General features: G+C 58.1%; 11 protein-coding genes. 2 read left to right on the top strand and 9 right to left on the bottom strand.

The window, feature by feature from the left end; all coding sequences use genetic code 11:
- Nucleotides 1–47: 47 nt before the first annotated feature.
- From C8N31_RS17545 to C8N31_RS17525, 5 genes are all read right to left on the bottom strand, one after another.
- Nucleotides 48–1,835: a sodium:solute symporter family protein gene (locus C8N31_RS17545; protein ID WP_025047492.1), complete on the bottom strand. Its 1,788-nt coding sequence runs from the start codon at nt 1,833–1,835 to the stop codon at nt 48–50.
- A gap of 5 nt (nt 1,836–1,840) precedes the next feature.
- On the bottom strand, nt 1,841–2,104 hold the full coding sequence (locus C8N31_RS17540; protein ID WP_025047491.1) for a DUF4212 domain-containing protein: 264 nt from the start codon (nt 2,102–2,104) through the stop codon (nt 1,841–1,843).
- 62 nt (nt 2,105–2,166) lie between these two features.
- Nucleotides 2,167–2,853, bottom strand: a complete 687-nt coding sequence (locus C8N31_RS17535) for an adenylate kinase (protein WP_025047490.1) — start codon at nt 2,851–2,853, stop codon at nt 2,167–2,169.
- Nucleotides 2,853–4,826, bottom strand: coding sequence for an acetate--CoA ligase (acs, locus tag C8N31_RS17530; protein ID WP_025047489.1), 1,974 nt, complete (start codon nt 4,824–4,826; stop codon nt 2,853–2,855). Before acs ends, C8N31_RS17535 begins: the two co-directional genes overlap by 1 nt.
- A 376-nt stretch (nt 4,827–5,202) precedes the next feature.
- A complete protein-coding gene (locus tag C8N31_RS17525; RefSeq protein ID WP_025047488.1) occupies nt 5,203–6,249 on the bottom strand; it encodes a Hint domain-containing protein in 1,047 nt (348 codons plus the stop codon).
- Nucleotides 6,250–6,484: 235 nt separating this feature from the next.
- Here C8N31_RS17525 and C8N31_RS17520 point away from each other — a divergent pair, with 235 nt between their 5' ends.
- Nucleotides 6,485–7,627 (top strand): DUF3095 domain-containing protein, encoded by a 1,143-nt coding sequence (locus C8N31_RS17520; protein WP_025047487.1) that lies wholly within the window; start codon nt 6,485–6,487, stop codon nt 7,625–7,627.
- Nucleotides 7,628–7,660: 33 nt separating this feature from the next.
- Here C8N31_RS17520 and hisD read toward each other — a convergent pair whose 3' ends face one another.
- Nucleotides 7,661–8,959, bottom strand: coding sequence for a histidinol dehydrogenase (gene hisD, locus C8N31_RS17515; RefSeq protein WP_025047486.1), 1,299 nt, complete (start codon nt 8,957–8,959; stop codon nt 7,661–7,663).
- A 114-nt stretch (nt 8,960–9,073) separates the two neighbouring features.
- Between hisD and C8N31_RS17510 the strand changes: the two genes are divergently transcribed.
- On the top strand, nt 9,074–9,622 hold the full coding sequence (locus tag C8N31_RS17510) for a cupin domain-containing protein (protein ID WP_025047485.1): 549 nt from the start codon (nt 9,074–9,076) through the stop codon (nt 9,620–9,622).
- Here the strand turns inward: C8N31_RS17510 and C8N31_RS17505 are convergent.
- From C8N31_RS17505 to C8N31_RS17495, 3 genes are all read right to left on the bottom strand, one after another.
- A complete protein-coding gene (locus C8N31_RS17505; RefSeq protein ID WP_025047484.1) occupies nt 9,616–11,004 on the bottom strand; it encodes an amidase in 1,389 nt (462 codons plus the stop codon). The two genes, C8N31_RS17510 and C8N31_RS17505, sit on opposite strands and share 7 nt — an antisense overlap.
- Nucleotide 11,005: 1 nt before the next feature.
- A complete protein-coding gene (locus C8N31_RS17500; protein WP_025047483.1) occupies nt 11,006–11,971 on the bottom strand; it encodes a cupin domain-containing protein in 966 nt (321 codons plus the stop codon).
- Nucleotides 11,972–12,033: 62 nt separating this feature from the next.
- Complete coding sequence (locus tag C8N31_RS17495) at nt 12,034–13,056, bottom strand: LacI family DNA-binding transcriptional regulator (RefSeq protein WP_025047482.1); 1,023 nt, start codon at nt 13,054–13,056, stop codon at nt 12,034–12,036.
- Nucleotides 13,057–13,334: the final 278 nt, after the last annotated feature.

The raw sequence follows: 13,334 nt of genomic DNA, 5'->3' as shown, positions 1-13,334 counted from the left end.
GAAATGCGAGACACCGCCGCAGGTTTGCAGCGGTGTCAGGCGTTTGTTTAGTGGTCTTCGATCGCGCCGCCCGCACCGCGGGGGATACGCACGCTTTGGACCAGATCCTTGATCTCTTGCGGGGTCTCTTTGGTCATGCCTGTTACGATATAGGCAACCGCAAAGTTGACCGCCGCACCAATCGCACCAAAGGAGGTGGATTTGATCGGGCCAAGCAGAGGATCTGCATCGGTGAAGGAGTTGGTGTCAGGAATAAAGAACCAACCCTTGTGCAGGAAGATGTAGACCAGCGTCACAACCAGACCGGCCAGCATACCAGCCACGGCGCCGGTGTTGTTGATGCGGGTGGAGAAGATTCCCATCATCAGCGCAGGGAAGATGGATGCTGCGGCGAGACCAAAGGCAAGCGCCACGGTTTGCGCCGCAAATCCCGGGGGGTTGAGGCCCAGCAGAACCGCCACCACAATCGCCGCCGCCATCGAGATACGCGCCGCCAAGAGTTCTGACTTCTCAGACATGTTCGGGGTCAACTGGCCCTTCAGCAGATCGTGAGACACCGCAGAGGAGATCGCCAGAAGCAGACCCGCCGCAGTAGACAGAGCCGCCGCAAGGCCGCCCGCGGCCACAAGACCGATCACCCAGCCCGGAAGGCTTGCGATTTCGGGGTTGGCCAGCACAAGGATGTCACGGTTGAAGTTGGTCAACTCGTTCCCGGTCCAGCCGTTGGCCTCGGCCTTGGCTTGCAGATCCGCGTTCTTGTCGTTGTAGTACTGGATCTTGCCGTCGCCGTTCTTGTCTTCCCAACCGAGAAGACCGGTTTTCTGCCACGTTTCCATCCAGGCGTATTGCGGATCATTTTCGATCTGCTCAACGCTGACCGCCGCGCCATCCGTGCCATTTGGCCACATCAGCTCAGAGATATTCAGACGCGCCATTGCACCAACAGCAGGGGCTGTGAGGTACAGCAAGGCAATGAACACCAGCGTCCAACCGGCGGACCAACGTGCGTCAGACACCTTTGGAACGGTGAAAAAGCGCATGATGACGTGCGGCAGACCCGCGGTACCGATCATCAAAGACAGGGTGAAGAGCACCATGTTGATCGTCGAGCCGTGAGCGGCTGTGTATTCAGCAAAGCCAAGATCGCGCACGATTTGGTCCAGCTTGGCCAACAATGGCTCACCCGTTGCGGCGTGATCACCAAACAGACCCAAAGCAGGGATCGGATTGCCCGTCAGTTGCAGTGAGATGAACACAGCCGGAATGGTATAGGCCATGATCAACACGCAGTATTGTGCAACCTGTGTGTAAGTCACGCCTTTCATGCCGCCAAACACCGCATAGGCAAACACCACACAAGAGCCAAGCAGCAGGCCAAGCGTTGCGTCGATTTCCAAGAAGCGGCCAAAGGCAATGCCCACGCCCTGCATCTGGCCGATCACGTAAGTGATAGAGGCCACCAGCAGACAAATCACCGCCACCATGCGTGCGGTCTTGGAATAGAACCGGTCGCCGATGAATTCAGAGACTGTGAACTTGCCAAACTTGCGCAGGTAAGGGGCAAGCAACAGCGCGAGCAGCACATAACCGCCCGTCCAACCCATCAAGAAGGAGGAGTTGTCATAGCCGGTAAAGGCAATCAAACCCGCCATTGAGATGAAGGAGGCCGCAGACATCCAGTCCGCCGCCGTGGCCATACCGTTGGTGACAGGGTGGACACCCCGGCCAGCCGCATAAAATTCAGACGTGGACCCGGCACGGGCCCAAATCGCGATGCCGATATAAAGCGCAAAGGACGCGCCAACAAACAGCAGGTTAAGTGTAAACTGATCCATGGTGATTATTCCTCGTCCACGCCATGCTCACGGTCGAGCTTGTTCATCCGCCAGGCGTAAAAGAAGATCAAAATCAAGAAGATGATGATCGACCCTTGCTGTGCGAACCAAAAACCAAGGTCGGTGCCGCCCACGGCGATGCCCGACAATGCCGGGCGCAGGATGATCCCGAACCCGAATGAAACCAGCGCCCAGATGGCGAGACTGATCAGGATCAGACGCACATTGGCACTCCAGTATGCGTTGTTGCTTTCGTCTTGTTGGGACATGTGTTTGAGCCCTCCTTCGTTTGCTTTCGCAAGGCCCGGTTGGCGGGCCTTGGGTCCAAGCGTTATGCCGTGGCTTGCGACACAACGGCGTTGAGTTCGGCGGCAATATCGTCAATTGCGCCCATCGCAGGGACAGCACGAAGCGCCCCTTTGGTTTGGTAATAATCAATCAGCGGTGCGGTCTGCGCGTGATAGGCCTCAAGCCGCTGTGCCACGGTTTCGGCGTTGTCATCGGCCCGGCGTTTCATGTCTGTGGAACCGCAGTTGTCACAGATGCCTGCCTTGGCAGTGGGTTTGAAACTGTCGTGATACCCTTCACCGCATGCGCCGCAGGTGAACCGCCCCGAAATCCGCTCCACCATCGCGGCGTCTTCGACCTCAAGGCTGATTGCAGCGTTGATCCGCTGACCCGTGCCAGCAAGCAGGGCATCCAGCGCTTCGGCCTGAACCGTGGTACGCGGGAACCCGTCGAGGATGACGCCCTTGGCGCAATCGGGCTCTGCCAGACGGTCGCGCAGGATCGCGATCACGATGTTATCGCTGACCAGATCGCCCGCTTCCATCACGGCCTTGGCCTGTTTGCCCGCATCCGTGCCCGCCGCAACGGCGGCCCGCAGCAGATCACCCGTAGACAGTTGGATAAGCCCATGGGTCTCTTCGAGCATACGCGCCTGCGTGCCTTTGCCGGCTCCCGGAGGGCCGAGCAGAATGAGGACGGGTGCGACTGTCGGTGTACCTGCGCCGTCCATCACGAGGCGCTCCGGTTCATACGGTTGTTGATCAGATCATCCACAACGGACGGATCGGCAAGGGTTGAAGTATCACCCAATGCACCAAAGTCGTCTTCGGCAATCTTGCGCAGGATACGGCGCATGATCTTGCCTGAGCGGGTTTTGGGCAGGCCGGGGGCCCATTGGATCAGGTCCGGCTTGGCAATCGGGCCAATCTCGGTGCGTACCCAGACTTCCAGCTCTTTGCGCAGTTCGTCCGAAGGCTCTTCTCCGTTCATCAAGGTGACATAGGCGTAGATGCCCTGCCCTTTGACGTCATGGGGATAGCCGACCACCGCGCTTTCAGCGACTTTGGCGTGGGCGACCAATGCGCTTTCGACCTCTGCCGTGCCCATCCGGTGGCCAGACACGTTGATCACATCATCCACGCGGCCGGTGATCCAATAGTCGCCATCCTCGTCGCGGCGGCATCCGTCCCCTGAGAAATAGTAACCTTTGTAATCGCCAAAATAGGTTTTCTCGAACCGCTCATGATCCTGCCAAACGGTGCGCATCTGGCCCGGCCAACTGTCTTTCATGCACAGAACACCTTCGACACCATTGCCCTCGATCACCTCACCGCTGGTGGGTTCCAGCACGACCGGCTGCACGCCAAAGAACGGCTGTTGCGCGGCGCCGGGTTTGAGCTGAGTGGCGCCGGGCAGCGGGGTCAACATGTGACCGCCCGTTTCGGTCTGCCAGAAGGTATCGACGATGGGGCAATTGCCCTTGCCGACAACCTCATTGTACCAGTTCCATGCTTCGGGGTTGATCGGCTCCCCTACGGAGCCCAGGACGCGCAGATCGGACAGGTCATGCTTTTCCACCCATTCTGGTCCGGCGCCCATCAAGGCGCGGATTGCGGTTGGGGCTGTATAGAATTGATTGACCTTGTGTTTGGCGCAGACCTCCCAGAAGCGACCTGCATCGGGGAATGTGGGGACGCCTTCAAACATGATCGTGGTCGCGCCATTGGCCAACGGGCCATAGACGATGTAACTGTGGCCCGTGACCCAGCCAACATCAGCAGTGCACCAGAAAACATCGCCCTGATGATAGTCAAAAACGATTTCGTGGGTCATCGCAGCATAAACCAGATAGCCGCCTGACGAGTGCACAACGCCCTTGGGCTGACCGGTGGAGCCTGACGTATAGAGAATAAACAGCGGATCTTCGGCACCCATCTCGGCAGGGGCAAAGTCGTCAGAGGCCGCATTCATCAATGCATTGCAATCATGGTCGCGGTCGGTCCAGGTGGTCTGGCTGCCGGTGCGTTTGACCACCAGACATTTTACGTTGTCCTTGCAATGCAGCAGCGCAGTGTCGGTGTTGGATTTGAGCGGCGTTTCTCGACCACCTCGGGGGGCGTAATCCGCGGTGATGACAACTTTCGCGTCACAACCGTTGATACGCGCCCCCAAAGCGTCCGGGGAGAACCCTGCAAAAACAATGGAATGAATGGCCCCGATCCGGGCGCAGGCCAACATGGCGTAGGCGGCCTCTGGAATCATGGGAAGATAGATAACAACGCGGTCGCCTTTGGACACACCCAGATCCGTCAGGACATTGGCCATCTTGCAGACCGATGTATGCAGATCCTTGTAGGTGATGTGCAGGGCCGCTTCTTTGTTAGGATCGTCTGGCTCCCAGATGATTGCGGTCTGATCACCACGGGTTTCCAGATGACGATCGATGCAATTGGCGCTGACGTTTAGCGTGCCGTCCTCAAACCAGCGGATATCCACGTTGCCCGGAGCGAAGGAGGTGTTTTTGACGGTCTGGAACGGTTTGATCCAATCGATCCGTTTGCCTTCCCGCGCCCAAAAGGCATCTGGATCGTTCACCGACTCTGCATACATACGCGCATAATCCTGAGCGTTTACATGTGGCGGGCGGGATGTGTCTTGGGTTGCCGGCTGGCTTGCCTTGTTCAACAGATCTTCGGTTGTCATGGTATCCTCCTCGTGCTGCGCCGCCTGTCTCGCACTGAGAAACAGACAGCATCTGCTGTGGGAACATACTTAACTTTGTAAATAATCCGCGATTTCCGTTGGCTTTATTGCCACTTTCTGTAAATTTTTTTCGTTTTCGGAAAGTGCTTTGTAAAGATTTTCTCAAATCGCGAGAAACGGCAGAGTTTACTGACCTATAGTCAACTGCCTCTTAAATTGGGTCAGCGCTAACAGTATACAAACGTATACAGCAATATGGGCACAAGCCGTCAGATTGCGCTGCGACAAATCGTCAACAGGTGGTGGAATTGCCCCTGAATGAGGCGAATCGCACTGTGATTAGAGCGTTGAGAAAACTGTGAAGTCCGGCATCTCTTCAAGCCGCGATTTTTTGGTCCCTTCCGACACTCGATGACAAAGGCGCACTTGCGGCACGCATTGCACTGACGAGGAATTCCGCCTCACTGCATTTGAGCATCATCCTTGCACTCTGCGCAGTTGCCGTCATCGGAGCTTGTCCCACCGAAGGGAAAATGCGCGCAATCTCAGTGATTGATTGTTTTGGCAAGATACCAAGCGCAGTGTCACCAAGGAAAAAGCTTTCGGTTGCCTGGTTCTCTGCCAAGAGCACCTCGTGCTGACCAAGCAAGATGTGATAGTAGGTTACCTCGCGGGCGCTTTGGTGAAAGATATCGCGATGGTTGACCAGTGATTTTGCTGGCACCCAGACATCGGGTTGATCAAAATGCAAACTGGCCTGTGCAGAGCTGACCATCACACGGTGCTGCGGGGACAGGCAAAGCGGGCGTTCGTTGCTGAGAAAACCGGGGTTGATCACAACCGGTGCCGATGATCCGGCTGCAAGTACTGTTCGTTTACCAATCCACAAAATCTCTTGTGCGCTGTTATCAAGGGTTGTCACCTTGTCGCCCACCCGCAGCGTTTCCACCGGGAAGTTTCCGCGCGGTGTCAGAATGTTGGTGCCGCCGGTAAAGCAGACATAGCTAAAACTCTCGGAATCCTGATCACTGGTCCAGAAGGCATTGGGGCTGGATGGGCCTCCGCCATTGCTCCAATACCATTCTTCAAGATCAAAGTTTGGTGTCCAGACCATCTGGAACATTTCGCCGGTGTTGGAGTTGATCCCTTCAAACACAATCGCGCCCTGCCCCGGCTGCAAATAGTCAGAACGGATGACAGTGGCGTCCTCCATGTTACCGCCACCGTGACCTTCCCAACTGATATCGTAGGTCTCACCCGTTTCAAAATTGCGCGGATCATCATCGCCCTTGTTCGAGGTGATCGTCAGATTACTGGTCGAATTGGGCGGATGGTCAAAATAACTGCGATCCGATTGCACGTTCACATTTGACCCGCTCGCAGCGGCGAATTCGTGATTAGGCGGTGTGAATGTCATAATCATCGGCTCAATCCTTTCAGTGCATCCGGCCTCGCTGGACCGGTGGCGTTGCAAGGGTGATAAGCAGGCGCTTTGGCCATTTCGTGATGGAAATGGGGCAGGAATGGGAAAACTTCTTTGGCAGGACCGCAAATCGTTAGATATTTAGACAAAGGCAAACGTGCGAAAAGCAGATTTGAAAGGCTCATTGGCCAAAGAATGGTTTGGTGTTCGGGGGCGCATTGGCTAGCGTGATCAAATGACAGATGCCTTGCCCCCGTTTTATGCTTCCGTTCCGGTTCAGGATGATTTTGCCGCCCTGTCGGACACTGAAAACTACACCTCTCTGCCAGAGGATTGGTGGGTCGGCACATCAGACATCGTTGGATCAACGCAAGCCGCCGCCGCAGGAAAATATAAAACCGTCAACATGGTTGGGGCGGCCGTGATTTCTGCCCAGATCAACGCTCATGGCGGGGCGGCGTTTCCCTATATCTTTGGCGGCGACGGCGCGGGATTTGCCGTGCCGCCCGAATGGAAAGACCGCGCGGCGCAAGCCCTAGCCGCGGTTCAGGTCTGGGCAGCGGAAGAGTTTGAGATGTCCCTGCGGATCGGCATGGTGCGTATCTCGGAGGTGCGGGCCGCGGGCCATGATGTGCGCATAGCCCGGTTTGGTGCGGCGGCAGGTGTCGATTACGCAATGTTCGCTGGCGGCGGGTTGGCTTGGGCAGAGGCGCGTATGAAGGATGGCGCAAACGGCTTACCGCCCGCACCGGCAGGCACACAGCCTGATCTCACCGGATTGTCGTGCCGTTGGAGCCATATGCCAAGCCGCTATGGCGCGATCCTTTCGGTGGTGATCATGCCCGCCCGCACGGCAGAAGACCCCGCCTTTGCAAAGCTGGCCAATCAGGTTGTTACCTTGGCAAGCGGCCTAGACCGGTCCGGCCATCCCGGCGACACAAGGGGGCCCGGCGTAGACTGGCCGCCCGCCGGTGCGCAGCTGGAGGCCCATGCCCAACACGGGCAGGGATCGCTTGGCGCGGCGCGGCGCAAAGCGTTGTTTGAAAGCTTCGTTGCTTGGCTGCTGATCAAGACAGGTCTCAAGCTCGGCGGTTTCGACGCTCGCCGCTACCGCCGTGTCGTTGGACAAAACGCCGATTTCCGTAAATTCGAAGATGGCCTGAAGATGACCGTTGATTGCGACCCTGAAACAGAGGCCAATTTACGCGCGCTGCTGGATGAGGCTGCGGCGAAGGGTGTTGTCAGATATGGCATTCACGCCCAGTCAGAGGCGATGATGACCTGCATTGTGCCATCCATCATGACAGATGATCACGTGCATTTCGTCGATGGTGCCTCGGGCGGCTATACCGTCGCCGCGCAAGCCATCAAAGGATGACCGGCGCGGCGAACTGAAATGTATGGCAGGCGATCAGCCCTCAAATACCTTGGCGCCTTGCAGGCGGAACATGGCCGCGCGTCTGTGGCCCTCCATCTCTTCGGTCGCCGCTTGACGGCCCGCGGGCAGCGCCACGGTCTCGACACCCCGATCTTCGAGCCATTGGTGGGTACAGATTTTCACAAATGAGCCGACCCAAAGCCCGCCCGTATAGCGCCCTGCCCCCATTGTCGGCAGCGTATGATTGGTGCCGCAGCATTTGTCAGAATACACAACCGAGGCATTCTCACCGATAAACAGCGACCCGTAGTGGCGCAACTTCTGGCCTGTCGCCTTTGAATCGCGGGTGTGAACTTGCAAGTGTTCGGCTGCGATGATGTCGGAATAGGCGATCATCGCCTCTTCAGTTTCACAGACAACAATGGATCCGTAGTCGCGCCATGCGGGGGCGGCAACTGCGGCTGTGGACAGATGGGTCAGCTGGGCCTCGACTTCCTTCAATGTGGCCTGCGCCAGCGCCGCATCGGTGGTGATCAATCCCACACGCGTACGGACATCATGTTCGGCCTGCGCCAACAGATCTGCGGCCACCATCACCGGATTGGCGGTTTCGTCCGCCACGATGAAAATTTCGCTTGGGCCAGCCAACTGATCGATGCCAACCGGGCCAAACACCTGCCGTTTGGCCTCATTCACGAAGGCATTACCGGGGCCGACGATCTTGTCCACCGAAGGAACGGTCTGCGTGCCAAAGGCCATAGCCGCGATGGCCTGCGCCCCGCCGATGCGAAAAATTCGGTCAGCGCCTGACAGATGGCACCCGGCGATCATCGCGGGATGGGCGTTGGGCGGCAGGCAGGCTATCACCTCATCACAGCCCGCCACCTTGGCCGGAACAAGGCTCATGATCGGCGCTGACAACAGCGGGAACCGCCCGCCGGGCACATAGCAGCCGACCCGTTCAATCGGGATGACGCGGTGCCCTAGATGAATACCGGGATGCAGTTCGACCTCAAGCGGCAGGATCGTGTCCATCTGTGCCTGCGCAAACCGCCGGACATTGTCGATGGCAAATTCGGTATCGGCGCGGGTTTGTGGATCCAGTTGTGCCAGCGCCGCTTCGCGGTCTTTGGCACTGACTTCAAACGCCTCAAGGTCAGAGCCGTCAAACTTGCTGGCATATCTAGCCACCGCTGCGTCCCCATCTTTGCGGACGTCGTCGAGGACCGTTTTGACCAGACTTTCGATTTCCGCAGTGTCTTTTTCAGCGCTGCGTTCTGGCGTTTTTACAAATGTCAGCTGGGCGTTCAGGGCGTCGTCGATATGGATCATGGGATTCGCTCTTTGGTATGAGGGCATTCACCCCGGATCATCTTCGGTTGCTGTGCACCAATCAATTGACTTGTAATCCTTGGTCAATATTCTGAACACAGCAGGGAGATCTTGATGGCCAAAGTAGGAAAACGCGTCGCCACGTTACGGCAACGGCGGATGCTCACGGTGAGGGAGCTAGCGGCGCGATCTGGCATTGCACACTCCACTATATCTTTGATTGAACGTGATAAAGTCAGCCCATCCGTTGACACCTTGGCCGCAATTGTCGATGCATTGGGCGCAACACTGACGGCATTTTTTGGCATTGAAGGTGTGCAGGAGGACATTCATCCCTTTTATAACGAGGCGGATTTGGTCGAAATAGGCTCCACCGAGCAGATTTCTTACCGGATGGTCGGGATGAACTTTTCCGAGCGGCAGATGCTGTTGATGATGGAAACCTATCAGCCCGGGGCGGTATCGACCGAAGCGTTGAGCCACAAAGCCCAAGAAGGCGGGTTTGTTTTACAAGGTTCGGTGCGGGTCTGCGTGGGCGACGAGGTGCGGGAGCTCAAAGCCGGGGATGGGTATTACTTCGACAGCCGCATCCCGCATTCTTTCGAAAACCTGTCAGAGGGCGAAAGCAAGATCGTCAGCGCGGTCACTCCGCCAAATTACTGAGCCTCTGCTGCCGCTATGTCCGCCGCGCGAAAGTCAGGTTTTTGGCAACTGTGATCGGTAGCGCGTTCGAACATCTGTGCCACCTGCAACACCTTCATATCATCATGCCGCGCCCCGACGATCTGGAGACCTAGGGGCATGCCATCCTGCAACCCCACCGGAATAGAAATGGCGGGTTGACCGCTCATGTTAAACGGGATGGTTCGCATCGGGGTCCATGTCGCTTTACCATCTTCAAAGCTGTCGAACCGCTCTGCGGGACACAAGGTGGTCGGCAGGATCAACACGTCAAACTTTGCCATCGCTGCTTCGGCTTGCTGGGCAAAGTCCTGCGCCACGGCCTGTCCCTTCGCGTAGGTCTGATCATCCACGCCACGCCCGGCCTGCATCGTATCCAGCAGCAAGTGACCGACCTGATCAGGGGTGCGCGCAATCTCCGGCCAGTGATTGCGCACTTGTTCATACAGCAACACCTCACAGGCCGCGTCCTCTAGCGGAGTATAATCGGGCAAGTCCACGAGCGTCACTGGCGCCCCGATCAAGCTGAGATCGGAGGCGGCTTTGTCATAAGCTTGCACGGTCTGGGCATCACACCAATTGCGGACAAAACCCACACGCAGCTTTTCCGATTGCCCCTCTGGCGCTGGCATTCCGGCCATTGCCGTCATTGCAAATGCCGCATCTTCCGCAGTCTGTGTGAGCAGGCCAATGTGATCCAACGTTTGCGACAGCGGCATGACGCCCTCCATCGGGAACCTGTCAAAGGTTGGTTTGAACCCAACCACACCGCAAAAGGCCGCCGGGCTGCGCACAGACCCGCCCGTATCAGTGCCAAGCGCCAAGGGCGCCATGCCGCCCGCCACGGCCGCTGCCGATCCGGACGACGATCCGCCCGTGATATGATCCGCATTCCATGGGTTGCGTGGCTGCGCATAAAGGCTGCTTGGGTCCGGCCCTACAGTGGCCATTTCATAGGTGGCAACCACACCCAAAAGCACAGCGCCCTGTTCGCGAAGGTTCTTGACCACAGCCGCATCCTGCGCCGCAACCCGGTGCTGCCAAAGGGACGACCCCCAGCGCACAGGCCATCCCGCCACGTCGATCACATCTTTGATGGCAACAGGAATGCCTTGCAGCGGGCCATTGTCTCGACCACCTGCAAAAGCAACATCCGCCGCCGCCGCCGCGGCAAGCGCACCGTCCCGATCAACGTGGACAAAGGCGCTGATCTGCGGATCGCGATCGGCGATGCGGGTGAGAAACGCGCGAACAAGCGCCACCGAGGAAAGCTGCCCCGCCCGCAACGCCGCCGCCATTTGTGCCAGGGTCAGATCGGCGGGGTTGCCATCGGTGCTTTCGGGAATGGCCTGCATTTTGGACATGTTACCCCTGCCAGGTTGCACCCGCCGCATCATCTGTGGCGATGATGTGATACAGCGCTGCCTCGCCTGTCATGGAAGGCACCGCCCGGTGCATCAGCCCTTCTGGCACCGACATCGTATCGCCCGGTGCCAGCGTGGCAGAGCCGCCCTCATAGTCGACGCGCCAGTGGCCTTTGACCGGCATCAAAACCGAGGGCCGGTCATGTTTGTGCATCTCTGCTGACGCACAGGCACGGGTGATGAAATCAATCTCAAAACCGGGTTTGTCCCGAATGATGCCGTTTTCGCCAATCACCTTGACCGGTGCATCCTCCGCCAGCGCGACCATATCCAGATAGCGGCGCACATAGCCGCCGATCACCTGCATGGCGCTGGGGCAATCGACCTTGTCCAGCTCGGCCTGGGTCAACAGCGGCATCGGGGATACGCCATCCGGCAGGGTTTCGCCTTTCTTGCTGTCATACAGCTTGCCATTCTCGCCAAGGATCAGCCCATGCGCTTTGGCGTCTTCGATCACATGCGGGGCCCAGATCACGCCGCCGCCGGCATCATCACCGCCCAGAACTGCCATGATCATCCCATAGTCGGTGCCGATGTTTTCGAAACCGCGAAAGATGTTGGTGGGGATGTTAAAGATGTCGCCCTCTTCAAGAATGACCTCGCCCGCATCGCCATGTTCACCCCAGAAAAACCGCCAGCGACCGCTTAGGATAAAAAACACCTCAGCGGTGCGGTGGTTGTGCATGGAGTTCCGGCACTTGGGCGGCTGGCCTGCCGCGCCGATGTTGAACCCGTGCGGGATGCCGATGTGCACGTGCTGATCGGGGCTTTCGCTGACACCGCCGCCGATAATCGTAAAGTTTTCCTTTTGGTCGCTACCGGGGGTATGGGCGTCAATGAACGCGGTCCGGCAAGGGCGCAAATCACCATAGCGCACGATGCGGCTTTCGATCTCTTGAGGTGTCATCTTGTTGTCCTTTTCCTTTTGCGCACGCCTTGAGCGCGTCTTGTAGTCTTTTGAGGCTTTGTTCAGCCTTGCCTTTGGCTGGGTCCGCCTGTTGATCCGCGCACGATCAGTTCGCCCTCAAGGCGCAGCTTGCGCGCCGGGATGTCGGCGTTGTCAATCTGCGCCAGCAAGACATCCACGGTCTGCGCCACCATCCGATTGATGGGCTGGCGGTAACTGGTCAAATCATAGGCTGGCCACGCCGCAATCGGCACGTCGTCAAACCCGGCGACCAACAGGTCTTCGGGGATGCGCATCCCGATCTTGTGGCGCACCGCATCGACAAAGGCGAAGGCCATGTGATCGTTGCAAACAAAGACCGCGTCCGGCCGATCACGGCCAGCACAAAACTCCAACGCGGCGGTGCGGGCCAAGGGATATTCAAACCCGCCCACCTCGCGCATGGCAAGGGAAAGCCCCGCCTCTTCCAACCCCTGCAAAAACCCTTTTTCACGGTCGATCTGTGTCGAGGCCCCTTCAAAGCCGGCAACATAACCTACCCGCTGTGCGCCCTGTTCGGCAAAGTGCCGTGCGATGGCCCGTCCGCCTTCGATATTGTCGGTGGTGACCGCGCTCATCCGCGCATCATCTTGATCGCGGTTAAACAGAACCACCGGAATGCCGTGGTCTTCACATTTGCTGGCAAGGCTCGAAGACATGGAGACCGAAGCCAGCACGATCCCATCAACCTGATAGTCAAGCAGTTGGCGCATCACATCATCGGTGTCACCGATCGTGGGTGTCGCCATAAAGACCAGCGCATGATAGCCCTGTTCCTGCAAGGCAACGGCCAGCCGTTCGATGGCTTCGGGATAGAACTGGTTGTCCAGATACGCCACGACAAGCCCGATGATCTGGCTGCGGCCTGTGGTCATGGCGCGGGCCAGAACATTGGGACTATAGCCAAGGCTTTCGGCGGCCCGCATCACCTTTTCACGGGTCTTGTCCGACACGCTGCCGCCGGGGGTAAAAACCCGGCTGACCGCCGATTGACTGACCCCCGCCTTGTGGGCCACCTGCATGGACGTCACTCTGGATTTGTTCACTTTCCCCACCTTGCGCGGCCGCCTTGCAAGGGCAGATGTCGCCGCTGGCAACATGTCGCCCCGGATGCCTTGGCTGGCATCTATCGGTCCGTAGCTCCGTGATAGAACAAAACCACCACGGAGAGGAGTGCCCTGTCCAAATTCTTCGTCCAACGTGGTTACTCCGCCGCGTCCTGCCACTGCGCCGCCTCGCCATATGGCACGTTCTGGCCGCCATAGCGGCGGACGCGCAGGTTGCATTGTTCGGCGTGGCCGACAAAGCCTTCGAGCAGGCACAG

This window comes from Sulfitobacter mediterraneus (assembly GCF_003054325.1).
In the GTDB taxonomy this organism is placed as follows: Bacteria; Pseudomonadota; Alphaproteobacteria; order Rhodobacterales; family Rhodobacteraceae; genus Sulfitobacter; species Sulfitobacter mediterraneus.
This window is presented reverse-complemented; position numbering and strand designations above follow the sequence as displayed.